Below are 23,609 nucleotides of genomic sequence, written 5' to 3' on the forward strand. Positions count from 1 at the left end.
AATTATGACCCGTAGGTCAAACTTCCACCTGCAATAATAATGTCAGTTTCACGTTCGGATAAATTATAGGTGGAATGGATATCAAATCCTTGGGTTTCATTACGAACAATGATATCTTTACCTTCTTTTAAAGATGCTATGATATTTTTTATGGAGAGAATATCTCCTTGCTTGATTTTATCATAATCCTCTTCATTTTTGAATTCCAGCGGTAAAATCCCAAAGTTTACAAGATTATCTTTATGAATTCGTGCATAAGATTTGACTAATTTTGCTTTTATACCTAAATACATGGGAGCTAAAGCCGCATGTTCTCGGCTAGAGCCTTGACCATAATTTGATCCTCCAACAACAACACCACCACCTGCTTCCTTCGCTTTTAATGCTCGATTTGGAAAATCTTCATCAATCTGCTCAAAAACATGCATGCTGATCAAAGGTAGATTTGAACGCAAGGGTAATATTTTAGCACCGGCTGGCATAATATGATCCGTTGTAATATCATCTTCTACTTTAATAACTACGGAAAGATGATCAAATTGATCTGGTAATGGGAAGAAATCGGGCAACGGGGCTATATTAGGACCGCGGATGATTTCCACTTCATCGGCTTTTTCTACTGAAGCTGGTTCCAATATCATGGAATCATCAATTTCTAACGATTCTGGCATTTTGAATTTTGGATAATCTCCAAGTTTACGAGGATCGGTCACTTCTCCAAAAATAGCCGCTGCAACTGCGACTTCTGGGCTAACTAAATACACATTAGCACTTTTTACACCACTTCTTCCAAAGAAGTTTCGATTGAAAGTACAAAGTCGAACAGCATTAGTTTTTGGTGCAAATCCAATTCCGATACATGGACCGCATGCATTTTCCAGCATTCGTGCTCCTGCTGCATAGAAATTAGCTAAACTACCATCTTTTGCCAGTTCTGCAACAACTTGTCTAGATCCAGGTGAGATTCCAAGGACTGTGGCACGAGCTATTTTCTTTCCTTTCAATAATTGAGCAACTGTCCATAAATCTTTTAAAGAACTGTTTGTACACGAACCGATTGCAACTTGGTCCACTTTCATTCCATATAATTCGGATAATGGCACAACATTTCCTGGGGAATGAGGTTTAGCAATCAAAGGTTCAAGTTCTGATAAATTTATTTCCATAATTTCATCAAAATCTTCATCTTTCCCTTCAGGAAGTTCGATCCATTGATCTTCTCGCCCTTCTAAGGCTAAAAATTGTTTTGTAATTTCATCGGATGGAAACACAGAAGTAGTTGCACCAGTTTCCGCACCCATGTTGGTTATTGTTGCACGTTCGGGAACAATTAAGGTTTTCACACCTGGTCCAAAATATTCTAAAATGTGCCCTACACCACCCTTAACTCCGATTCGGCGTAATACTTCTAAGATTACATCTTTGGCCGCAACGAAGGGTTGTAATTTTCCGGTAAGTTTAATCCCCATAATTTTAGGTGTTTTTAAGTGGAATGAACCTCCTCGCATTGCGATAGCTATATCCAATCCTCCAACACCGATTGCTATTTGTCCCATTCCTCCCGCTGTAGGAGTATGTGAATCAGATCCAATTAATGTTTTTCCAGGTCGGGCAAATCTTTCCAAGTTCACTTGATGACAGATTCCATTTCCTGGTCGGGAACATTTAATTCCGTATTTGTCTGCAATTGACATTAAATATCGATGATCATCAGGATTTTTAAAGTCAGATTGGAGAGTATTATGGTCTATATAGGAAACGGAGAGTTCAGTTGTCACACGTTTCACTTTCATGGCTTCAAATTGTAAATAAGCCATTGTTCCAGTTGCATCTTGAGTTAAGGTTTGATCGATCTTAATACCAATTTCCTTACCAACTTCCCATGCCCCTTCAACAATGTGCTCTTTCAATATTTTTCTCGCAACACTTGTCATTTTAGCATAAACCTCAAAATTTAGTATTGAAAAATTGTAAATAACGAGAACTTGCATCACTTGGATGACAGATAAGAAATAGCGATTTAATATCAATAAATTCCAATTTATGTGGTTTTATCATTAAAAACTTTTCCAAAGATGGTAAATTATCGTCTTACTATTTGTCCAATCTCACGAATTAGGTTATAAATAATATGCGTTCTTGGGCAAATGTACTTACTTAATATTTATATTAGAAAATCCAAATATAAATCTTTCTTAAAATTAATCTCAGATCATAAAAATATGCAACATGATCCCATTTTACTATAGACTCGATCATGAAAATGAGCATTAATTGGTATTTCAGTATTCCATAAATATGAAATTTACAAAATTGTGAGGCGTCTACAAAAATTTTTGTTTTACAGAAAAATTAATGATGTAGAAAATTTAACCACAGTTATTTTTTCAATTTTTGACTTATTTTTCATTTTTATTTTTATAATACTAAAAAAAAGAATTTTTAATTTTGATTTTTGTAACTTTATTTTAAGCCTGCTACTTGATCACTTGTCACATTATGAGTAGATTAATTTATTTTAGAAAAAAACCTAAAATGTTATTTATATTCATTATTTTTGGCGGTCTTATGGTGAGTTTGGCTACTTCTTTTGCTCTCTTCAAATCCAAAGAAATTTATATTATAATAATAGCTTCTAAAAGATTGATTAATTTTAAATCCATTTACTAAGAATACGGTAATTGAAGTAATTGATCCAAACGTATTTGCTTTCCTTGTTATCGCATCTTTTTGGGAGTAGTCATTATTCTATAGAAATTCTTTGTGATTTTCTTGAAAAATTATTTTATCATAAAGGCAAAAGTAATTCATAGACATTTAAATTTAAGATACCTCTGATGACAAGATCTTTTTAAATAAAGTTATAGTATGAGCAATATATACTTAAAAATAGTCCATTAAGCCACAAGCTTTAAATATTCTGTCGGGTAAATGGATAATTATATCTCAAAAGTTGTAATTTGGAAAGATCGAATAATGACAGAATCCTACAAACCCTTAACAAAAAATGAAGAACTGGTGCTTTATGGACTTGTAAAGTTTCCTGATAAAAATGATAAACAATTGGCACAGCTCCTCGATATGAAGGATTCAACATTAACTTCTATAAAAAAGCGGTTGGAAGAACAAAAATTTTTCAAAACACTCTATATTCCTATGTTAAATCGATTAGGATGTGAAATACTTGGAATTATTTCTAGCACATTTAATCCTATCATCCCATTGGAAGAAAGAATCAAAATTACATCCGAAAAAATTGAGACATTTGAAGAAATATTCTTTTCCTTGGGTGAATTAGAAAAAGGTTTTTCTCTTAGCTTTTCCAAAGATTTTTCTAGTTTCGCAAATATTAATGAAGTCCGGACAGAGACGTTTGGTCAATTGGGACTTTTAGAAAATAATACTCCCACTGAATTAATTTTCCCATTTAAATTAAGCAATATTGATTCCTTTTTTGCGTGTGATCGGATTTTAGAGGATTATTTCAACATCGCTTCCAAAGAAAACCCTGATGAACCGTATATCCGACCAAAATGGTTTGAAGATGGGTCAATAAAACCATTATCATTAAAAGAACGAAAAGTGTTAGTCGCTTTAATTAAAAATCCAAATATGACAATGGAAAAAATTGGAGAAGACGAAAATGTAGAGCTTTCGCGCCATACTGTGGCTCGTATGAAACGAAAATTTCTTGCCGAAGGTTTAATCAAGAAAATGATTATCCCAGATTTAAAAAGTATTGGATTTGATATAATGGTTTTTTACACATTCAGATTTAATCCAAATCACCCCCCTCAATTTGAAGACTTTGAGATGATTAATTCCAAATCTACTCTATTTTTTGCCCATCGAAAGTTTAACGCTGTAATGCTTTCTGTCTACGCAACTTATGCCGATTACAAAGAAGATAAGATGCGAAAATTTACATATTTGAAAGATCAGAATATTTTAACTTACAATCCTGCTCCTAAGAAATATGTGTTTGATCAGATGGAGATTATTAAATATTTCAAGTTTGCTCCTATTACAGAAAAAATTTTACTTTCAGATCTCGCTGAAGAATAACATTATTTTCTTATTTCCGTTTTTTATCATTTAGAGGGTAGTTACATATTATATCCATCTTTGATATTGCTCAATTTTTATTTCTGTATTCGTTCGACAATTATTGACACGTATGGGTGTATATCAGCTTGATACTAGCCTCCACCAAACATATGGATGGCCAGTACTTCATCTCCATCTTGGATAAGGGTATTTTTGTAATCTTTTTTTTCAACAAATTCCCCATTAATTTTGACCATGATCTCTGGAAATGTATATTTGTGGAGCTCCAACATTTTAGTAACTGTCATCCCTTTGAACCACTGAAAATCCCGATTATTCACAGTTATCATAAACTTCACATCTTAGTAATCAAAACCCAAAAAAAAGGTTATTCCTTAGCAAGGTCTGTTTGAAATTGATTTTCTTGATTTGAAATTGTTTTTTTTTCTTCAATTTTCTCAGCTAAATAAGGTGAAATTGATTTAATGGCTAATAAAAAGAAAGGAATTAACGCTAGTTCAATGTAAATTGAAACTATAAATGGAGTTTGGGGTCTAAAGGAATCCCATAAGATACCTCCGAGTACTGGGCCCAAGATACTTCCAATATTTCCCATTAAGTTTTGAAATCCAAAAATTTTTCCCCGGTTTCGTTCAGAAATCCGGCTTAAAATATTTTGGATTGATAATCCTGCCACAGAAGCAATAGTAAAATCGATTATCATTAAAAAAGTGAAGAGGTAGAAGTTATAAGTCTGCAATAATAATAATGTAAAAAGAGCTCCAGCTATGCTTGCTAAGGATATGCCCCACTCTGGTCGAATTTTGTCAATAATCTTACCCAATTTTGGAGCAAGAATTGTTGTTAATATTCCATTACAGAAATAAGCCGCTAAAATTAAATCTGTATTTTGTGTGATAAATTCCATTAAATATATCTGAATAAATGGTTTTGCTAATGAACCATTGAAATTACTAAGCAGAATGACTAAGTAGAGAAATAAAATTCCATAAATCCAGTTTTTTTTAAGGGTGAGAGTAGAAGATATTTTCTCTTCGGAATTAGAGGTTTCTTCATCCACAAATTTTATTTTATCATCAACTTTATTTCTAAATTTGAATCCAGCATAGAAATTGGCCATGCTATACAATAGTATTGGAGAAAACAATAAAAATGGGGATAAATTATTACCTTGAGCAAATCCAAATATTGTAAATCCTATCACCGAACCAAGAAGTTGTCCTCTTCCGACAGCCGCCATTCGCATTCCATAGGCTTGAGTGCGATTTTTTTTGTTTGATTTCTCTGAAAGAAGTGTGTCTAATGAGACCCAAAAAAATCCCGCCCCAAAACCTATTGAAAAAGTACCCCATCCCATGATCCAGAGTGTTTTAAGTATAATTCCGGCATATATAATTAAATAGGCGGTTGCTCTTCCAAAGGATCCCAATAGAACAAGTTTCTTTTTTGATATTTTATCCGTCAAAGCTCCAGCAATGGGAGAACTTATAGAATAACCTAAAATCTGGACTGAAACGAGCATTCCAATGTCTGTGGCACTGGCATGCAAAACTTGATTGCAAAAATAAAGAATTATAAATTCTAAAAAAAACATCCCCAAGCCATTCCAAAACACAATATTAATCATAGCTCGGAAATCTTGTGTAAATTTTCCTTGGTTTTCTTCCATGTGATAATTAATTTAATGAACTCAATAAGAAAAAACTTAGGAATTTGATTTTATATCATTTCTACCGAAAAAATGCAAGCTTTATCTCCATGAGCAATACATGATGTTTCTTTAGCTTTAATTGTCATGTCAGCAAGTAACTCATGTTGTAGGAACCCTTCAATAAATCCTTCGATAAATTTGCACGAAAAGTTATCATTTTTAATTCCTCGACAAACCGGACATAGGTTTATTTCAATCTCTAAGTTTTCTTCGGTAAACTCATTTACATGATTTATTGATATTAGATCTAATTCCTTCCGTAATTTCTTCTTTAATTGTTTTTTAGTTTTAATGTTACGTGCTCTAACTTGACCTGCTTTAAAACCAATTAACTTCATAACATTTGGTTCGAATCTATCTTGAAATTGTCGAATTACCTTTATCACATGCTTGGGAAAATCCTTTGAGATATAGAGTTGAGTGAATTCTGAATAAACGATTTCATCAACATTTTTGGCAAAAGGTTCAAAAATCTGGGTATCTCCATTCCAATTCTTTATATTTTGACCGAATTGCTCATAAAATTGTTCAGAAATCTTTTTTAGAGATATTTCAACGAAATTATCTTCCTTACTTTCTTCTACAATCCCAACAACAATGATATCCTGATTAGATGAAATTAAAACTCGATGATCTCCAGTTTCGAAATGAGTTATTTGCCCAATTTTTAACTCCTTAGTAAAAAGCGAAATTGCTGAAATCATTCCACTAAACAAAACACCATTCATCGCAATAGTTTTTGTAGTAAATGATCTGTGGAGAAGCAAAAATGAAGACCCTTTTTGAATAATAAATATTTCGAGTAGCATGTATGGATCAAATTCCTTTCATAATATTTGTTGACTTATTCTTCTCCCATCATAAATTGCGTAAATTTGAACACTAATATTAGAGATAGGGCAAATAATGAAAACCCAACGATTAATAATATTGACATAACTGATTTAAAGAGTTCATAATTATCCATCCAATAAAATTCTGAAATCAAATCCATAAATGCAGATATTGTCCCCATCGAAATGGCAAGAATCATTAATGGAAATCCTTTGGAAGCGAAAATTTTGTTCTTCTTTTTAGCATAAAATGCCATAACTAAGATGAAGACAAATCCTAAAAGGGATAATCCTTCTAAAATTGCATCCAACCAATTAATTTCTGGGGCAGGGGTCATAAAGATCATTCTTCTTTACCCTCCCATAATTCCATTCCATATTTTGCAATTTTGTAAAAGGCAAATCCCACTATGAATAAACCTAAAAAGGAAAAGATGGCATCTAACATATCAAAAAGGGTGTATACAAATACCGTTTCACCATCAATTTTTTTGGTGACTAAAGTATCTAATAAATCAAAGAAGAAATGTAAGGTAATGAAGGTAAATCCTATGAATAATTCAATAAATCCTTTTTTTGTGAATTTAGGGTAGTTTTTTCGTAAATAGACTAATGCAAATACGTTCGAAATGGCCGCTAGAATAATAATTAATTCAATTATCATCGTCGTTAATTCTGATGCATCTCGTAATTGCTGAATTGTATCCCACTGAATTACCATTATGACTTACTTATTTTTTTGTGTTTTTTAAACTTCCCTTACACTTAAATAAATAAAATACAGTTCACGAGATATAACAAAAGGAACAAATTTCTATTTTGTTTAATAAATAAATTAAAAAAATTATTGAAGAGGCAGAATTACTTCAATTAGTTCAGGTAAGTCCATACCAATTTTCTTCAAATGTTCAATTGTTGGAACTCCATTAGAATTCCAGCCTCTTCGCTTATAGACTGCATCTGTAAGTTTTTCATATTGCTCTAATCGATATTTTCTTACAATTGCAATTTTTTCTGCGGTGGTTTTTTTAGCAGGATCTACGTTCATTAACTCTTGTAATTGTTTATCATACCGATCTTGGCGGGAAAGATATTCTTCTTCAGTGACAGGACCTGCTGCACGATATGGAACGGCATCATTCTTCCGAAGACCTTTGCCCAAACGAATATTGAAAATTCGTTGAAAATTATAAACTCGTTCGGATTGCAAAATTAATTCTTCCCGAGATAATGGTTTTCCTGTAACTCCTTCGAAGATCCACCGATAATTTTCAACGTGTTCAGGAACTTTGGCTGCTTCTTGAGGTTCATAATTTTTATTGCTTGCAGGAGTAATATCATTCCAAGGCAATTTACATAATCCCATAAGTCCAAACCACGTTCTAAACATTGGGAAGTAATGAAGGGCTTCTGCTTTATCTTCAAAGGATGGAATTTGATTATTTACCATATCCATGAAAATTAACCACGCTTCATCGTGTTGTGGGCCTTTATTGGTTAAACCATATCCACCTTGTTGAGCTAGTGATTCTTTGCTTTGATATTCAGAATATTCTAATCCCTTTTGTTCCATCCCGATATCTTCCATGAACTCTAAGTCTCCGCCATATTCTTTCGCAAAGATTTGTTTCATTTTATGTGTTCCTTGGCCTGCAATTTTACCGAATCCTTCTCCACGAGACATTTGGTGAAGTAATTTTAATGCATCTTGAGAATTTCCAAACTTTAAATCCAAACCTCCAGTGATTTCTTTATTCAAGATTCCAGCTTCATAACATTCCATTATGAAAGCAGTCATAGTGGCAAAGGAGATGATATCAATACCATATGTATCACAGTAGAAATTGGCTTCCATAACAAATTGTGGATCAAAACATCCCATATTTGCCCCTAAACCTGCAGCATTTTCATATTCCGGACCATCCACAGTTACTTTGTGTCCTTTATATGGTCCCGAAAGCAATTCAAAATTATCGGCTGCTTTTGCACAAGACATAGAACATCCATACCAGCATCCATCAGGTAAATTTTGTGACAGAAATTTATCCCGAAATACGTTAGATTCAATATTCTTGGTATTTTTATGGGCTCCATACTTGAAATTGTGGGTCGGTAAAAGATCATATTGATCCATGACTTCAATGATGTTAGCTGTTCCAACTTGTCTCATTCTGCATTGATCATTATCGAATTTTTCAATTTCTCGGTGTAATCGTAATCCCGCTTTATTTAACAATTCAATTTTTGCAGGATGATTAAGATTACCTTTGACACCTTTAAATTTAATGACTAAGGCTTTAATGTGCTTATCCCGAAATACTGTTCCTATACCTCCACGTCCTGCTTGTTTTATTCGGGGTACTTTACGTCGAAGATCATAAAATGAAAAATTCAACATTCCAATAAGTGTATGTTCTGCTGCTGAACCAGCACAAACTACTGCGACGTTCCGTTTGTCTTTCTCATCTTCCGCATACATTTCAGTTAATTGTTCACATAAAATATGAGCATCATGAGATTCCAAGGGTGCTTCTTCAATTTGAACAGTGCCATTATTTCCATCAAGGACAATAATAACATCTTTCTCTGCTTTTCCTTGAAGTTCAAGGGCATCAAAGCCAGAAAATTTAAGATAAGGTCCAAAATACCCTCCAACATTGCTATCAATCACAATATCCGTCAAAGGGGAAATTGAGACGATAAGCGATTTTCCTGAGCCTGGATATTGGGTAATTCCACAAACGGGACCAGTTCCTATGATGATTTCATTCTCAGGATCATTCCATTTCGTATTGGGGGATACCGCATCCCATAAATAGCGAAGTCCGAATCCTTTTCCTCCAATGAACTTATCTTTCATTTCTTGGGTAATTGGCTTGGATTTTATTGTATTATCAGATACATTCACATACAATGTGCGATTATTATATCCTTTTTCAATGGAACCAAGATCATAATTCCATTTATTAAGTAATTTATGATTTTCTTTTAATTTTTGTACATCCATTTTAATTCCTCACAATTAGAATTCTTCTATAAAAATTGCTCCCGTTGGGCATTCCTTCACACAAATTCCACAAGCAACACATTTAAATGGCTCTAATAATGCATCATGTTGAAACATTGCATTTTCTGGACAAGCGGCAACACACATTAAACAACCAACACAATCCTTCTTTCGAATTCGATAGATACCTTTTTTATCTTGATAAATGGCTTCAACAGGGCATACTTCGGCACACCTACCACATTGAGTGCAAGTAATAATCGTTTTACTCTCATCATCATTCACTTTTATACGCAATGATGCTTTTAAAGAATTAACTTCCTTAAAATAGAGCTTAGAGCATGCATCTTCACAAGCATGACACGCCGTGCACAAATCTTCTTTCTTGGCTAATCTTTTCAAGTTTAAAGAACCTCCAGCAAGTGAGGACTTTAATTTTTGGCCTTTGAAAAATCTTTTCGTTTTTCTAAAAAAGGGTTAAAAGTGGATATTTTTTGCTCGATTTTGTAAAATTTTGAATATTTTTCAATCAAATTATTGGGTTGATATTCATTCGATATGAATTTCCAGTAATATCGACTCCTTTAAATTTCTTTTAAAATCAAAAAAAAATTCAAACAAAGTACGATCCTTTACGCTGTTTTTGCAAAAACGCAAATCTGAAAAACTCCTAATCACTCGATCATGTAACAAAAATTTCGATCTTAATGTTGATAAATAAATGGTATCGGATAAAGAATACGAACGCGGTCCAGAATCGAATGGAGATTCTGTTGATGAATCTTTAACTGAAGGTCCTGTTGAAGAACTTAGCGCCACTGCTGAAGAACTTCCTCCCGAACCTATTAAACTAGGTTTCAAGGAAATTGTGGAAAAAGAACTCGGCTTAATCAAAGTATGTGATTATATCGCTTCAAATCCTTTTGATTTAATATTTCAAACTAAATTAATTGAAAAATATTCAAAAGAAATCATCCATCCTTTAATAGGAGGTGAGGAAGCGCCAGAAGAATGTGACGGAGGTAGATTATTTCTCCGAGAAGAATATGAACAATTGAATATTGCTGAAAAAATGCAATCAATCATCACCACTGGAGAATCCGTTGCTCGACAAAATGGAATCAAAGCCCATGTCCAAAAAACTATGAGTCGGTGGAGCTTGGTGATTTACGCCCTAGCGATGGTGAGTTATTTTGGTTTGATGACTTTGTTTCCTGAAGCGAATAGTACTTTTATCCTAATCCCAGTTTTTCTAATAATGTGTATGGGTCCACAATTCTTACGATCATTTTTCACAAAGCGATGGGAAAAATTCAAATTAGCTCATACAAAAACTGTCCTGGAACAAGAACGCACCAATATTCAAGATTTAAAGACTTTTATTCAAGATCTCATCAATGATACTCGGGAACGACTTCTAGATAATAAAGTCACTTTAGATAAAATCCAATTTGTTTTAGTGTCAAATGATTATGAAAATGTTCAATTTATTCGTTCCCAAGGTGGAACTCGCGGCCAACCTTTGAGTTCGGTTTATCAATTTTCCTATCCTGAAGGTATGGGCCCAAGCAATGTTCAATCTAATTATGGGAAAAGCGGAATTCCTGAAGATGATAACGATAGTTTTGTATTGTTAAAAAATGCAACCTTCGATGATGATGGTACATTAAGCGAGTATTTGGCTGAATATCCTTCAAAAAATGATTTCCAACTCCCCGAAGCCTTATTAGGTGTCTCAAAATTTACTTCCGTTGATGATCCACGCGTTGTGATTCCATCTTTCCAAAGCAATTCTCGAATTCTTTGTGAATGTGGAGAACCAATTAAATTTACCGAAATGAAATCTTGTTCTTCAGCACTCCATAATAATTTTGAATTTTATTTGGTCATTGGCGAAAAATGTAAATGTGGATTGAATCCGTTTGTTCTATTTAATTCTCCGGGCAATGCACAAGTTCCTGATGGATTGAAGCCTATATTTGAATAATCTTATCCATTTTTAAATATTTTTTTTTCTTTCTGATTTGAAATCTTTTATGTGTGATAATTTTAAGAATCATCATCTTTTTCATAATATTTAAGCAGGCATTTTAAGGCTTTAATTCCACGTTCTACTTCATCTACAAACACGGGGATTTGAAGATCAGTTCCAATCTCAATTATTCGATTTTGACCTTCTCTTTCCGCTTGGATTGTAATTGCAATAATTGGTTTATTAGGAAATCTTCGTTTGATATTTTCAAAAATTGAGAAGTTAAATTCAATTTCTGTAAAGAATTCTAATGCCAAAAATAGCGTTCCTACATTTTGATCTTGTAATAAGGAATTACTCGCATTATAATAGACTTGGCAAATTTGTGTCCCAACAAATTCTTTTGGAGGCCAAAAATCAACCGGATTTCCAAGTGCACATGTTGAACCTCCTACTTTATCCAATATGGCATCACGATTTTCATTGGATAAAGGTGCGAGATGGATATTTTGGTTTCGCATTTCCGAAATGAGTAAATTTATCGCTCCTGAGGATGGACCAATTATTCCAACAGAATTATTTTTGGGAGGAGGACACCATAAGAATACTTTTGCAAATTCAAAAAGTTCAATATAATTATCTACCTTAATTGCACCGGCTTGTTGAAATGCTTCCTCATGAATTTGATCTTTCCCGACACATTTATAGAGAACTGGCTTTTTTTGTTTATTTTTTAGCAAAACATCTATGAAGGTGGAAGGAATATCTTTTAAATATAAAATGATTAAGAGGGTGGCTTCATCTTCAAATAAGAAGTCCAAAATATCCGCTTCAGATATTGTAATACTTTTTCCAATATGAATTATTTTTGCAAAAGGAATTTTTTGACGGGGAGACCACCAGCCACAAGCTCCGGTAAGTCCACCGCTTTGAGCAAGAAAACTCACTCCTTTATCAGGTCGATTTTTTAAATTTGGCTGAATAATATGCGAGCGGGTTGGAATTACTGAAGAAGTAAAGCGATTTTGAAAATCTATGATTCCAATCATGGATGGACCCATTATTTGCAAGTCCCATTTTTTAGCAAGGTTTTCCAAATTAATAATCAGTTGTTCTGCTTCAAAGGGGGATTTTTTAACAGATGTATCTGTTTCAATCATGATTTTCTGAATGTTGTTTTGTCCCAAAAATTCTACAGTAGTTAAAATATTGTGCTGAGTTAAAATAATGGCTAAATCAGGTTGAGGGGAAATAGCATTTATCTCGTCTAGGGTCTTCAAACATTTAATTCCCATTAGTTCATCAGTAAAGGGGTGATAAATATTGATTTTTCCACGATATTGTGCTTCTAATAAATTCTTCACAACCACTCCATTGAAAGTGTACTCATTCCGGGAAGCACCAATTATAATAATAGATTGTGGATTGAAGAAGGTTTTAAAACGATCTTCCAATGACCGAACTGCCATATTATGTTTCTACCGTTAAACCTTTTTAATCCTTTTTACACCAATTCTTAATTATATCCGGAAATTCTTTTTATCTAAGTTTCGTATCTTCCTTATAAAAAAACCTTCAAAGCCAATTCTCCTTACCTTCCTCAAAACAACTTTTTTTTAGGATGTTTCCTAATCTTAACTATGGATAAGAAGTTTGTTAATCCTGGAACTCCATTTAGTGATGCTGTGCGGTTTGGTAACTTACTTTTCATTTCAGGACAAGGTCCAAATTTACATGACGAAGTTCCTACTAGTATATCTGAACAAACACGGAATTGTTTAGAAAAGATAGAAAAAATTATAATGAAAGAAGATGGCAATGCTGAAAATATTTTAAAAATGACTGTATTTTGCACATCTGAAGTGTCAATTAATGATTTTCGAGCTGAATATACCCAATTTTTCCATGATCATCATATTTACAATTTTCCTGCTGCGAGCGCAGTAGTTGTAAGTAAACTCTTATATCCAAGCTGGAAAATTGAAATTGATGCAATTGCAGGACTATAAGATAAATATTGTTTTAATTTTTACTTTCTACCCTATTTTATTTCTTTTGTTAAAATATTCCGAAATCGGGTCTTGGATATATAATGATCAGCAAAAATCTTTCCATTATGAATTAGCACAAAAGTCCCGTAAAGTGAAGGTACTTGTTGTGCCATTTCTGGGGTTTTAATTTCATGTAATGTTAGGGAAAGATTCAAATCATCTGCAGTTTTCTGAAGATCGGGTAAAACACTGACATTATAGGGGCATTGTGCAGAATATATAATGTTTAGACCTTTGTAGTTAATGAGCATTTCTTCATTAATTTTAAACTTTGGAAGACTATTTTTATGAAATTGATGTACCATTAGATTAAATCTATCATAACTTTCGATTTCTTTGAAAGAGTTTTTTATAAAGATTGACTTTCCTGCAAGCCAAGATCCTTCAGAAGTGACAGTTACTACTCCTTTCATTCCTTTTTCCTGGGCATACTCCTCGATTTCTTTAAGTAATTTTGAAGCATAGCCCAATTGCCGAAGTTTTTTTGCTTTAGTATATATGCATTGAATGAACATATATCCTTTAGCCTCAATCGGTCTCCATGCAAATTCCCCTGGTATTGCTTCAATATACCCTTGAGTTTTTCCATCTACTTGGAGAAGTCGAATGATTAATCCATTTTTAAATTGCTCTGTTAACCATGCAAATTTTGCTTGGTAACCAGGATGCTTTTTATTCGTATTGCATAAAAATCCATATTTTGAGAGATTTGTCTCATCAACCTCAATAATTTCAATATTACCCATATTTCCCATATCTAACAAACAATTTTTTTTTTACTAAAAACTTACTCCCTCTTTAGTTTATTTATTTGTTTCTGCCAAAAAAATCCATAAGAAGAAAAGAAAAAAAAATGATACCTTCCTTAATAAAAAGGAAGAAATCTGGACTTTTTTAGTTAAAAGTGGTTTTAGCCTTCAATTCTATGTACTTATTTAATCTCATCTCGTATGTGAAAAGTTTAACCACGTATGCTACAATTTTTAGGATAGAACCAAAAATTATGAAATACAATATCCATTTTGCAATGAATGAAGCATTCCATCCCCATTTAAACACACTTGAAAAAACTTGCAAAGCTTCAGGATCGGCAAGCATATTTCTTGAAAGGGGAATATAGAAGTAACTAATGAGAATTGTTAGAATGAAAAATATCCTTTGGGCAATAACTCTTTGCATTCCAGCAAAAACTTGAGCAAGTTTAATGAGAGCCCCGCATAAATCTAAAATACCCCAGAAAATAATAATGCTCAGGAAGGCTGGGGTAAAATTGAGGTTCAATTCCTGGAAAGGTTGGATGATGAAAATTATTGCCCAAATTATTTCCCAAATGCCACTTGATAATAGATGCTTAGTATCTAAAGGTAATTTTTCGTCCCAATTGATATAATGACGACTTTTGTTCTTCTTCCCATGATGATGTTCTCTATGATATCTCTCTCGATGCTTTTTGCCTTCTTCTTTTAAATCACTGGGTAGGAAACCTTCCCATGATAATGCGATAAAAATAATGGAGATGCTAAGTAAAATGGTTAAAAATGCGGACCATAAGTTGTATCCTGTAGTGAATACATCCCAAAATGGTTGAGAATTTCGAATTATGTAAATGATCGAAATTATTAGTATACCTATCATACAGATTCCAATACCGCCAATAACTTTCTTGTAATACGGCCACCATTCTTTGCTGATAAAAATATGCGGTGTCCCTCGTTTGCGATATTCTTTAGCAATAGTATCTGGAGTTCCCATTGATTGAATCGCTTGATAAAGATGTGATTCTGAAACAACTTCTTCTTGAGCTAAATCTTCCGCTTTATCCCAGATATGTTCTTCTATCTCATTAATTATACTTTGTCTTTCTTTGGGATTCTCTTTTAACCAACCAGGTAGTTTTTCTTCGATTTGATGTAAATATTCGTTTACTATAATTTGATTTTCATTTTTTTGAGTATTCATAAATGCCCCTCCATATCTTCTTCTCCACGGAGAATACCTTCTAAATTGAAACCACATACTTCGCAAAATTTAATTTGCTTATCAAGGATGTCAATCTTGTTGGCACAGTTAGGACAAAAAAAGTAATTTTCTTCTGGTAAACTTACTGTTATATCAAATAATCCTGCAATCGATTCAATAAGTTTGGAGAAAAAACCGTTTAAATGATTGGAAATTTTCGCTCCCTCATTGGTAATGAAATAATATTTTCTTCGCCTTCCTTGATCCGAAATTCGAGCTTCCGCATCAATTAAACCTTCTTTTACAAGTTTTTTCAATAAAGGATACAATGTCCCTTCTTCAATAACTAACATATTTTTCGAAGATTTTTCAATTTCTTTCAACATCTGGTAGCCATAAATTCCGGTAGGACTGAAATCTTCAATAATTTTTAGAATTGTTAATGTAGAAATTCCCCGTAGTATTTCAGACTCCGATTTTTCCAAATAATTCCGGAAGGATTCAGAATTGATAAGAGCTTCAGGTTGAAATTGTTTTATTCGTTTAATCATCTTAATTCATTTTTTATTTAAATTTAAATCAGTGTAAATATAGATCATATACTATGCATAATATAGTATAACACCTATAAAAACGTTTACAAAAATATTTTTTTTTTGAATTTTGTTATTCATAGATAGATTACTTAAAATTTATCTAATATATCCAATCTAAAATTATCTATGAGATTTGAATTGCTTATTTCTATTAACACAATTTTCGTAAGCATCCCTTTACTCAAGAAATTTCTACTATGTGATTCCATTTGGAATATCTCGGATATGAAAATTTAGAATTGTGTGCTGGATTATTTTTTCTTTTTTCTCGTTTGCGCTTTTTTCGTTCCTTTCCACTCTCAAATCTACTAAAATCATCAATAAATAGACCTAAATCCGCTTGTTTAATATTGCTGATCTTTCTTCCTCTTTGAATAGGTGCTGATCGCCGCTCAAATTTCCGATGATATACTCTGGCTATTTCCTTGATAATATTGTCTGAAACTATGAAAGTGACACTCGAATTTTCAAGAAACATTGTTTCAATCCGACTACGCATGGATCGCGAATGGTCACAGAAGTGAAGTAAAATATTTGAATCCAGAAGAACAAATGCATCCGCGGGGATTGAAGCGATATCTTCAGGCCAAAAAGCATCGTAAGCTAAATATTTGTGAATATCTGCCAAAATATGATGATCTAATGAAACAGCGCCCCATTGGTTTTCAGCTGCTAAATACGCCAAAATCCAATCATCCAAGGCAAATGGCAATTTTCTATAAGGATGTTGCCCCTGAATTACTCCATATTGATGCTCATATAAATTAATTTTCGCTTGGGGCAAGGAAAGGGTGAATAACTCCTTTATGATTATTTTCGGAACATTTAATTTCTGGAGGAAACTTGTGGTAGTACTGTTTTTGGATAGCTTCTCCAATACATGACAGTTTTCTAAACAAAAGGTAAATTCCGAGCAAATTGACATAATTCAAGATATTTTAAAAAAATGGACTTAAAAGGATCGATTTTTTTTAATAGGAGTATGAAATTGTATTTCTCATTAAAATTCCTTCTTTTCTTGTCTGAAAATATTTAATAATTCACCATCTTCTTCTATTTGCATTTTATACTTGAAATTCAATCGTTTTAATAAGGCTATGGATTTTTTATTTGATGGATTTGTATAGGCTTCAATTATCTCCAAATGAAGTTCATTAAATCCATATAAGATTACACGTGATAATACTTCTGTCATAATGCCTTTTCCTGTATTTCCTGAAAATAATCCATAGCCCAGTTCTGCTTTAGAACATTTTTGATCAAAATTCCATATCGAAACGGTTCCAACAATGTGGTTATTGTTTTTTTTGGTAATTGCCCAAATAATCCATTTATTTTGGATCACCCCTTGGTTTTTCTCTTCAATATATTTCCGCGCTTGGGACAAGTTGGTATAAACCGGCATATTGACATACAAGAAATTGATCTTATTGGATTGATACTCAAAAATTGCTTGCGCATCTTTTTCCTGCAATTGTCTTAATTTGTAATATTTTGATTCTAATACTGGAAAGTGAGTAAAATCTAATCCAATCATATCAATTCAAATTCAAACTGAAATTTAATTTTATTTATGTGTAGTATGACTTGGTCAACTAAGTTAGAAAATAGTCTTTCAAGTGAGGCTTATTTTTTTTTCCTTAAACCTTTTAGTTTTGAGTAAAAAATCAAAACAATATTTTATCCTAAAATCGAATTTATTTTAAGGGATAGAGTAGAAGTTCTACTATGGCTAACAATGATTTGGTAAAAATTTTAGCTTTCATCGGGGGAATTCTCGGTGTTGTTAATGGCGTTATGGCATTTTTTGGAGTTTTAAATCCATATAGCACATTGCTTCGAATTTTATTCGGGATACTATCAATTTTACTCGGATTGATGGTAATTGTCAGTTCTGGATATATTAAAATTTCCTTACCTTTTAGTATACCATTTGAAAAAGTGCCTTTGCTAATTGTGGGAATTGTTTTCTTAGTATTTGGCTCTTGGTTTGCTGGAGTTTTGATAATAATTGCAGCAATACTCCTATTTTTGAATAAATAGACCTTTTTTAAGTTTATTTTTTTAGAAAATTTTTTCTTTTATTATTCAGGAACTTTGAAAGTATTTCATAAAATTACGACTTGATCATTTGAAAGTGGAAAGTTGAATAATTGATGATAAACTTCTTCCATTTCTGGCCATGTTATTTGATCATGTATTTTTTCATAAATTTCGGGCGTTAAACAACAATATTCCAGAAATCCAAATTGTAGATTGGTAGAAAAATTTTCCCTTAAGAAATAATATTGTTCATGGTCAGAAATATTTTGTTCCTGTAATGCAATATGGACTCGATTAAATTGTTCTATAGGAAGTTTTCGCGTAACTCCTTCAAATTGTCCCTGAAATTCCACATTTTTCTGCCAAACTTGTAATAGAATCATGTTTCCGTTACTATTCTGTAACTCCATCATTTTTAATTGGGGAGAAAGATCATTCTTATTGCACTTCACTTCTGTTTCTATGTAATATTTAACAAGTTGATCAAATAAAATGCCATAATTTGAAATGGAAGTGCATTCTTCCAGCAGAATTTCATCCAGTTTCGAAGTTTGGAATAAATTGTACCGATTAAAATCATCTGGTGAAATTTTTTTCAATTTTAAAAGGAAACTCACGACATTTTGAATCCGTATGAAGAATGGTTCTAACTTTAAAATAGTTTGAAATACACCATATAAAAAATCATACCGTTCTTCTATTATAGGGAAGACTCTCTCTACTAATTTTATTGCATAATCAAAATTTTGATCATTACTTCTATGCTTAATATAAGTTTCTACATCGTCTTGCATATCTTCAGGCGATCTTTCCCCATGAAGTAAGATAAACTCTATTTGTAGATAAGTCGGATAATCCAATTCAATATATTTCGTGATTTTCGACTGAATTTTTGCCATCCGACGAGGATTCGCTGATCTTTTTTTTAATCTAAAGAGAAGTAATTTCACCTTTATCTGATGGAATTTCCAATTCATTTTTCTCCACATTTTTTCCCAGAAGTGAAGTATAATAAGATAGCAGAAAAAACCTCCACCGGCCCAGATAATATCACCATAAGTAATAGGTGGGTATGTGAATAATATCATAAGACCAAAAATCCAATAATTACATACCAATACGAAGTTTAGGAGTAATTTCGTTTTTTTGCTGGATTCTTGAATTCTTTACACCTCATGATTTTCAAAGGAACTTTATTATGCATACCACAATAATTCTTTTACTTAAGGTTTCGGGAAAAAATTCCGATCATTCAGAATAACTACATCATTTTTACTTTTAGCATGATAATTTTTGAAAGTTTCGCCAAAGATCTTATCTTAATGGGAATTTATTGGAGAAAAGTCTTTAATGAAATTCAGATTGGTTCACGGATGGTTATTTGTTTGAATCCATCTAGAACTTGTTTGAACTTTTTCTTGCAAAAATTAAAAAACACGGATAAAATGAAAATTAATACTTACCAATCTTCTTCTTCGTAATCATCATCAAAGATTTCTTCATCTTCTTCAATCTCATCAATGGTTTTTTCAATCAACGATCTTTGCTTAACCGTTAATTTTTCTATTTGATGATCATCAATTAAATGCTCTTCTGTGTATTTTATCAATTCATCGAGAGTATCTGCGTAGGCTTCCCAATCGCAGTCATTTCCCAAGTTTGCGCAACAGAAATAATATACCATGATAGTTTCATTCCAGCAATTTTTGTGATTATGACTCAACTTAATATGAAAAGTGAGTACTTATATCTTAACGCCTCTCTGTATTTATATTCATTCATCTGCTACTGAATGAAATGTTTTCGATAACTAGCTATGTGATCACAGTTATCAAAGCCTGGGAGTTAACCAATTTAAGAAAAAAATGGGCCGATATATTAATTATCAAAAGAAAAAATACTTCAAAATGAAGTAAATTGCCCATTTTTGCCATATGGCTTTTGAAAATACTACAACAAAAATCTGTTCTATTCAAAGCTTCGAATAATTCATTCAAAACTTCTCGAATCAAGATCTCCAACTGATAACTATAAACTAACTGCGAATCCCAGAGTGTTTCTTGGTCTCTTCGGACCAAATCAACGAGTTGCCATTGGATCAACCATAGAATATGCTCCTCATCGTAATGGTTTTTGAGATAATTCTGGATTAAATATCGGGCCCCTCCGTCTGTTATCCCATAGACTTCCAAAGCTTCGAAGGACACTTTTTTTCTTTGTTCCTTCCATAAGTCAGGAGGGAATTTATGATAAAGCGGTTGTAAAAAACGAAACTGCACTTTGCTTTCCATTGAATCGTGATAATTCCTATGAATTTGGCGGAGGAGCGATTCGAGGATTTTAATTATGATGACCGTGAAATTCTCGGGAAAAATTTCCGGCCAATCAATGGGGCGTTGAAACCGTTTATAATCGTTAAGTTCAAGGGAGGGCAAATATTTCATAGGGTTTTGTCACTCTTACTCTTTTTTAATTTCAGTTGAATAAAGAATTTTCAATCCTTCCAGATAGGATTTCATTTTTGCTAGGAATAAATCCATAGTGTTAGAGAACTCAGGTGAGGATTCGTTCAATGTGTGGTCCAAATTAATTGAACAAATTTCTTTATAATGGCGAGATTCTTCTCCAAAAATTTCTGCAATAATTGACTTTGCATTCTCCAGATAAAAGATTTTTTTAGTTTTCCCTGTTGATTTTTGAATGGTATTGATATACGAAGTTATAATCAAGCGTTTGTCCTCATAGTCATCACCCATCATTTTAATTGCGATTGTGTTTAATTCTTTGAATTTAATCATTGTTTTTTTGTTTAATTGAGCAAAATATTCATTTCTTCTTATAGTTTTTACCAAATTATTAATTTCAAGGGCATCAATTTTAATCTGGCATTCATGAGCTCGTAGAACTGAATTGATCGCATTTTTTATTTTCTTTTTTGCTCGTCTTCCTTCAGTAAAAGATTGATCCCAAGCATATTCCAACCCACCTAACGGTGTACTTATTCCTATCTTTCCCATTGTGCATCATTGTTTTATAGTTAATATATTTACTTATAATGTTATCGTTGGTAGATCTAACTTTATCTTCCTACAGCTTCCTCCTTTTACAATATTTTTTACTTGAAGATCATAGCGGGATTCTAATTTTGAAAAAACAGGAAGTAATTGATTAATCATTGCTCTATCTGATGATTCAATTTCTGTATCAATATCTAAAACTGATGTCAGATATTTTCGATGGCTATAAATTATTCTATTAAGTTCGAGATGAGTCAAGCAGAATTTATTCTGATATCTTTCAAACCAATCCTTGGGATAGGTTTTTTTCATTGTCTTTTTTACCGCCTCTATCCCATCCAAATGCTGATTTGCAATACTTTGTAAAAATTTCAAATCTTGGTAAACATGAAAGGGTTTTATATTTGTGAAATCGGTATCACTATATTTCTTTGACATCGATTCAAAAATAGATTTTACAATAATTGTATATTTATGAGTGGTTTGAAAACCCATGATATATCCCTTGGGCATAATCAAAATATGATCCGTCATCTTAATCACCTGTTTTTGGTTTTTGATATTTTCTTGGATAATCTCAATCATGTCAGTTGTTAAATAACCATTTTCCTTATTGCAAAGATCGGCCAAGGATTTAGTGATTTCTTCTGAATCATTAAATCCAATTTGAGCAAAATCCGTGACCAAAGCTTGCACTTGCACAAGATTGGCAGTAAATTCGGATAAGGGAGGGATAGTTTTATCAAAATCAAGATCTTGATCGCCTACACTTTTCTTTAGAAGATAGACAAGGATTAAGTACTTCAAGAAGCAATTATGAGCTTTATCTGATTTATATTTATAGAAATCGACTATATTAATTATTTTGATTTTATTTTTTTTATTTGAAATCCACGAATAAATTAAAGATTCAAGTTTAACTGCTCGTTTTTTTATGATTTGGTAGACATTTTTCTTAGATTTCTTGGGATCACTAGATGTCATGATATAATCAAGAAAATTACATATATCCACGTTGAAATTTCGAATATCTAAGTTTAAAATGGAGAATAATCGTTCTTTATTAAAAAGATAGGAAACTTTATTCATTAAAAGAAATAATACATTCCATATCGAAAGGAAGATGTTAAATTCTTCTACATTGAATGTCTGCGGCAATTGTTTTTTTGTGTATGAAAATAATTGATCAAAACGAAAGCTAATGTCTACTTTTTTGTTGTACTCATTAAAATCACGAATTTTTATGTCATAAAAGGGATATTTATTCCGAATCCAACTAATAAATGCATATCTATACCGTTTAAATAGCAATTTCGCAATAAATTCTTTGTCATTAAAATATTGCTCCTTTTTGATCTTGGCCAATTTACTTTCTGTTAAATTCTCAAAATATTCTTCTGGAGGCTCGAAATGATTTAAGTGATAATCATATAAAATATGCGTATGTGCATCGTTTTCTATTTGATCTCCCTTTTTCGGAAATGAGTCTACCAAACTCTCGGGTCGAAGTGTTCCCACGCAATAACCGCTCATATCAAGGGATCGATGAGTTTCTAATATCGACTGAAGATAAAATCTTTGAAATTTCAACGGGAGTGAATCTAAATTATCAAAGAATAAAATAAATTTTCTATAATCGCCTTCCTCACATGAAAATTGTGAAATTCCGGAGATTAAATGCTTAACGGATAAATTTTTTTTTACTTTTTTTAAAATTAGATAAAAATCATCTCTAAAACAAGTAAATAGAAACTTTTCGAAAATAGGCACTTTATTAGAATTTCTTCGATAGCATTTACTGAAATTTTCACAGAGTCTTGTTTTACACTTTTTGGAGTAAAGTTCAAAAGCGATTTCTTTTTGTGGGAAAAAGTCTTTTCCATTCAATATATGCTTGCTAAGTTTGAAAAAGGAATCGAGATTAGAATAAAATTGGTTTTTAATTTCTTCCTTTACAATTTTTTTAAAATCACGCTTAAAACCATCAATATCTAGAGGTTCCAAGTATTGGTGTAGTCTATCTTTGTACTCAGGTCGCTGAAAATCAACATAACAAAAATGTACAATTTGCTTGATTTTCTTCTCTAGTAGGATTTTGTGGGTAGTAGTTGTTTTTCCACTCCCTGCGTATCCTAATATTAATATCGGTGCATTTTGAAACCCAATATTATCCGCGATAATATCTTCTTGACTTGATTTAACATATAATTCGTCATAAAAATCCTTATAACTGAGTTCATCAGGTTTTTTGTCCAATTCATCAAATTTTGTTAAAAAATATTTAGTGATATAATTCTTAACTTCATAGATTTGAGCTTGATCTGCTTTCATAAATAATCTTTCAGTATCCAT

Annotated in this window: 23 protein-coding genes; 4 read left to right on the plus strand and 19 right to left on the minus strand. The window is 32.3% G+C overall.

Annotation, left to right across the window (positions count from 1 at the left end; genetic code table 11):
* Positions 1 to 2: 2 nt before the first annotated feature.
* Positions 3 to 1,934 (minus strand): aconitate hydratase, encoded by a 1,932-nt coding sequence (locus NEF87_RS00375; RefSeq protein WP_457920109.1) that lies wholly within the window; start codon positions 1,932 to 1,934, stop codon positions 3 to 5.
* Positions 1,935 to 2,931: 997 nt separating this feature from the next.
* Here NEF87_RS00375 and NEF87_RS00380 point away from each other — a divergent pair.
* On the plus strand, positions 2,932 to 4,065 hold the full coding sequence (locus NEF87_RS00380; protein ID WP_371804383.1) for an Lrp/AsnC family transcriptional regulator: 1,134 nt from the start codon (positions 2,932 to 2,934) through the stop codon (positions 4,063 to 4,065).
* A gap of 134 nt (positions 4,066 to 4,199) precedes the next feature.
* On the opposite strand, the gene thiS is transcribed toward NEF87_RS00380, so the two are convergent.
* The 7 genes from thiS to NEF87_RS00415 all read right to left on the minus strand — a co-directional run bounded on the left by thiS (position 4,200) and on the right by NEF87_RS00415 (position 10,021).
* Positions 4,200 to 4,397, minus strand: a complete 198-nt coding sequence (gene thiS / locus NEF87_RS00385; RefSeq protein ID WP_371804384.1) for a sulfur carrier protein ThiS — start codon at positions 4,395 to 4,397, stop codon at positions 4,200 to 4,202.
* A gap of 38 nt (positions 4,398 to 4,435) precedes the next feature.
* Positions 4,436 to 5,737 (minus strand): MFS transporter, encoded by a 1,302-nt coding sequence (locus NEF87_RS00390; RefSeq protein WP_457918152.1) that lies wholly within the window; start codon positions 5,735 to 5,737, stop codon positions 4,436 to 4,438.
* Positions 5,738 to 5,787: 50 nt separating this feature from the next.
* Positions 5,788 to 6,588 (minus strand): 4-vinyl reductase, encoded by an 801-nt coding sequence (locus tag NEF87_RS00395; protein ID WP_371804386.1) that lies wholly within the window; start codon positions 6,586 to 6,588, stop codon positions 5,788 to 5,790.
* A gap of 35 nt (positions 6,589 to 6,623) precedes the next feature.
* Positions 6,624 to 6,959, minus strand: coding sequence for a hypothetical protein (locus NEF87_RS00400; RefSeq protein WP_457918153.1), 336 nt, complete (start codon positions 6,957 to 6,959; stop codon positions 6,624 to 6,626).
* Positions 6,956 to 7,333, minus strand: coding sequence for a hypothetical protein (locus NEF87_RS00405; protein WP_457918154.1), 378 nt, complete (start codon positions 7,331 to 7,333; stop codon positions 6,956 to 6,958). The genes NEF87_RS00400 and NEF87_RS00405 overlap by 4 nt, the downstream gene beginning before the upstream one ends.
* A gap of 123 nt (positions 7,334 to 7,456) precedes the next feature.
* Positions 7,457 to 9,619, minus strand: a complete 2,163-nt coding sequence (locus tag NEF87_RS00410; protein ID WP_457918155.1) for an aldehyde ferredoxin oxidoreductase family protein — start codon at positions 9,617 to 9,619, stop codon at positions 7,457 to 7,459.
* Positions 9,620 to 9,634: 15 nt separating this feature from the next.
* Entirely contained in the window at positions 9,635 to 10,021 is a 387-nt protein-coding gene (locus tag NEF87_RS00415) for a 4Fe-4S binding protein (RefSeq protein ID WP_457918156.1), read from the minus strand.
* Positions 10,022 to 10,340: 319 nt separating this feature from the next.
* Here NEF87_RS00415 and NEF87_RS00420 point away from each other — a divergent pair, with 319 nt between their 5' ends.
* The gene (locus NEF87_RS00420) at positions 10,341 to 11,606 is read left to right on the plus strand and encodes a hypothetical protein (protein ID WP_457918157.1); all 1,266 of its coding nucleotides are present in this window, start codon (positions 10,341 to 10,343) and stop codon (positions 11,604 to 11,606) included.
* 62 nt (positions 11,607 to 11,668) lie between these two features.
* Here NEF87_RS00420 and NEF87_RS00425 read toward each other — a convergent pair whose 3' ends face one another.
* Positions 11,669 to 13,060 (minus strand): CoA-binding protein, encoded by a 1,392-nt coding sequence (locus NEF87_RS00425; protein WP_457918158.1) that lies wholly within the window; start codon positions 13,058 to 13,060, stop codon positions 11,669 to 11,671.
* A 171-nt stretch (positions 13,061 to 13,231) separates the two neighbouring features.
* Here NEF87_RS00425 and NEF87_RS00430 point away from each other — a divergent pair, with 171 nt between their 5' ends.
* Complete coding sequence (locus NEF87_RS00430; protein WP_371804393.1) at positions 13,232 to 13,600, plus strand: RidA family protein; 369 nt, start codon at positions 13,232 to 13,234, stop codon at positions 13,598 to 13,600.
* Between the two features lie 32 nt (positions 13,601 to 13,632).
* Here NEF87_RS00430 and NEF87_RS00435 read toward each other — a convergent pair whose 3' ends face one another.
* The 5 genes from NEF87_RS00435 to NEF87_RS00455 all read right to left on the minus strand — a co-directional run bounded on the left by NEF87_RS00435 (position 13,633) and on the right by NEF87_RS00455 (position 17,734).
* Positions 13,633 to 14,388, minus strand: a complete 756-nt coding sequence (locus NEF87_RS00435; RefSeq protein WP_457918159.1) for a GNAT family N-acetyltransferase — start codon at positions 14,386 to 14,388, stop codon at positions 13,633 to 13,635.
* A 148-nt stretch (positions 14,389 to 14,536) separates the two neighbouring features.
* A complete protein-coding gene (locus tag NEF87_RS00440; RefSeq protein WP_457918160.1) occupies positions 14,537 to 15,601 on the minus strand; it encodes an HAAS signaling domain-containing protein in 1,065 nt (354 codons plus the stop codon).
* Positions 15,598 to 16,152 (minus strand): PadR family transcriptional regulator, encoded by a 555-nt coding sequence (locus NEF87_RS00445; protein WP_371804396.1) that lies wholly within the window; start codon positions 16,150 to 16,152, stop codon positions 15,598 to 15,600. Before NEF87_RS00445 ends, NEF87_RS00440 begins: the two co-directional genes overlap by 4 nt.
* Before the next feature lie 226 nt (positions 16,153 to 16,378).
* Positions 16,379 to 17,122 (minus strand): hypothetical protein, encoded by a 744-nt coding sequence (locus tag NEF87_RS00450; protein ID WP_457918161.1) that lies wholly within the window; start codon positions 17,120 to 17,122, stop codon positions 16,379 to 16,381.
* Positions 17,123 to 17,197: 75 nt separating this feature from the next.
* Positions 17,198 to 17,734 carry a GNAT family N-acetyltransferase gene (locus NEF87_RS00455; RefSeq protein ID WP_457918162.1) on the minus strand — a complete coding sequence of 179 codons (537 nt, stop codon included), beginning with the start codon at positions 17,732 to 17,734 and terminating at the stop codon, positions 17,198 to 17,200.
* A gap of 191 nt (positions 17,735 to 17,925) precedes the next feature.
* Here NEF87_RS00455 and NEF87_RS00460 point away from each other — a divergent pair, with 191 nt between their 5' ends.
* Complete coding sequence (locus NEF87_RS00460) at positions 17,926 to 18,240, plus strand: hypothetical protein (RefSeq protein WP_371804399.1); 315 nt, start codon at positions 17,926 to 17,928, stop codon at positions 18,238 to 18,240.
* Positions 18,241 to 18,305: 65 nt separating this feature from the next.
* Here the strand turns inward: NEF87_RS00460 and NEF87_RS00465 are convergent, their stop codons facing one another.
* From NEF87_RS00465 to NEF87_RS00485, 5 genes are all read right to left on the minus strand, one after another.
* On the minus strand, positions 18,306 to 19,217 hold the full coding sequence (locus NEF87_RS00465) for a hypothetical protein (protein ID WP_457918163.1): 912 nt from the start codon (positions 19,215 to 19,217) through the stop codon (positions 18,306 to 18,308).
* 482 nt (positions 19,218 to 19,699) lie between these two features.
* The gene (locus NEF87_RS00470; protein WP_457918164.1) at positions 19,700 to 19,924 is read right to left on the minus strand and encodes a DUF1059 domain-containing protein; all 225 of its coding nucleotides are present in this window, start codon (positions 19,922 to 19,924) and stop codon (positions 19,700 to 19,702) included.
* 130 nt (positions 19,925 to 20,054) lie between these two features.
* Positions 20,055 to 20,684 carry a hypothetical protein gene (locus tag NEF87_RS00475; protein WP_457918165.1) on the minus strand — a complete coding sequence of 210 codons (630 nt, stop codon included), beginning with the start codon at positions 20,682 to 20,684 and terminating at the stop codon, positions 20,055 to 20,057.
* 15 nt (positions 20,685 to 20,699) lie between these two features.
* Entirely contained in the window at positions 20,700 to 21,257 is a 558-nt protein-coding gene (locus tag NEF87_RS00480) for a hypothetical protein (protein WP_457918166.1), read from the minus strand.
* 33 nt (positions 21,258 to 21,290) lie between these two features.
* Complete coding sequence (locus tag NEF87_RS00485) at positions 21,291 to 23,609, minus strand: hypothetical protein (protein ID WP_457918167.1); 2,319 nt, start codon at positions 23,607 to 23,609, stop codon at positions 21,291 to 21,293.

The sequence above is a fragment of the Candidatus Lokiarchaeum ossiferum genome (assembly GCA_025839675.1).
In the GTDB taxonomy this organism is placed as follows: domain Archaea; phylum Asgardarchaeota; class Lokiarchaeia; order Sigyniarchaeales; family Promethearchaeaceae; genus Lokiarchaeum; species Lokiarchaeum ossiferum.

Excerpts from the sequence above, each read along its gene's own strand:
- NEF87_RS00375 (WP_457920109.1), bottom strand. The coding sequence starts at position 1,934 with ATGACAAGTGTTGCGAGAAAAATATTGAAAGAGCACATTGTTGAAGGG.
- NEF87_RS00380 (WP_371804383.1), top strand. The coding sequence starts at position 2,932 with ATGGATAATTATATCTCAAAAGTTGTAATTTGGAAAGATCGAATAATG.
- thiS (WP_371804384.1), bottom strand. The coding sequence starts at position 4,397 with ATGATAACTGTGAATAATCGGGATTTTCAGTGGTTCAAAGGGATGACA.
- NEF87_RS00390 (WP_457918152.1), bottom strand. The coding sequence starts at position 5,737 with ATGGAAGAAAACCAAGGAAAATTTACACAAGATTTCCGAGCTATGATT.
- NEF87_RS00395 (WP_371804386.1), bottom strand. The coding sequence starts at position 6,588 with ATGCTACTCGAAATATTTATTATTCAAAAAGGGTCTTCATTTTTGCTT.
- NEF87_RS00400 (WP_457918153.1), bottom strand. The coding sequence starts at position 6,959 with ATGATCTTTATGACCCCTGCCCCAGAAATTAATTGGTTGGATGCAATT.
- NEF87_RS00405 (WP_457918154.1), bottom strand. The coding sequence starts at position 7,333 with ATGGTAATTCAGTGGGATACAATTCAGCAATTACGAGATGCATCAGAA.
- NEF87_RS00410 (WP_457918155.1), bottom strand. The coding sequence starts at position 9,619 with ATGGATGTACAAAAATTAAAAGAAAATCATAAATTACTTAATAAATGG.
- NEF87_RS00420 (WP_457918157.1), top strand. The coding sequence starts at position 10,341 with ATGGTATCGGATAAAGAATACGAACGCGGTCCAGAATCGAATGGAGAT.
- NEF87_RS00425 (WP_457918158.1), bottom strand. The coding sequence starts at position 13,060 with ATGGCAGTTCGGTCATTGGAAGATCGTTTTAAAACCTTCTTCAATCCA.
- NEF87_RS00430 (WP_371804393.1), top strand. The coding sequence starts at position 13,232 with ATGGATAAGAAGTTTGTTAATCCTGGAACTCCATTTAGTGATGCTGTG.
- NEF87_RS00435 (WP_457918159.1), bottom strand. The coding sequence starts at position 14,388 with ATGGGTAATATTGAAATTATTGAGGTTGATGAGACAAATCTCTCAAAA.
- NEF87_RS00440 (WP_457918160.1), bottom strand. The coding sequence starts at position 15,601 with ATGAATACTCAAAAAAATGAAAATCAAATTATAGTAAACGAATATTTA.
- NEF87_RS00445 (WP_371804396.1), bottom strand. The coding sequence starts at position 16,152 with ATGATTAAACGAATAAAACAATTTCAACCTGAAGCTCTTATCAATTCT.
- NEF87_RS00450 (WP_457918161.1), bottom strand. The coding sequence starts at position 17,122 with ATGTCAATTTGCTCGGAATTTACCTTTTGTTTAGAAAACTGTCATGTA.
- NEF87_RS00455 (WP_457918162.1), bottom strand. The coding sequence starts at position 17,734 with ATGATTGGATTAGATTTTACTCACTTTCCAGTATTAGAATCAAAATAT.
- NEF87_RS00460 (WP_371804399.1), top strand. The coding sequence starts at position 17,926 with ATGGCTAACAATGATTTGGTAAAAATTTTAGCTTTCATCGGGGGAATT.
- NEF87_RS00465 (WP_457918163.1), bottom strand. The coding sequence starts at position 19,217 with ATGAATTGGAAATTCCATCAGATAAAGGTGAAATTACTTCTCTTTAGA.
- NEF87_RS00470 (WP_457918164.1), bottom strand. The coding sequence starts at position 19,924 with ATGGTATATTATTTCTGTTGCGCAAACTTGGGAAATGACTGCGATTGG.
- NEF87_RS00475 (WP_457918165.1), bottom strand. The coding sequence starts at position 20,684 with ATGAAATATTTGCCCTCCCTTGAACTTAACGATTATAAACGGTTTCAA.
- NEF87_RS00480 (WP_457918166.1), bottom strand. The coding sequence starts at position 21,257 with ATGGGAAAGATAGGAATAAGTACACCGTTAGGTGGGTTGGAATATGCT.
- NEF87_RS00485 (WP_457918167.1), bottom strand. The coding sequence starts at position 23,609 with ATGGATACTGAAAGATTATTTATGAAAGCAGATCAAGCTCAAATCTAT.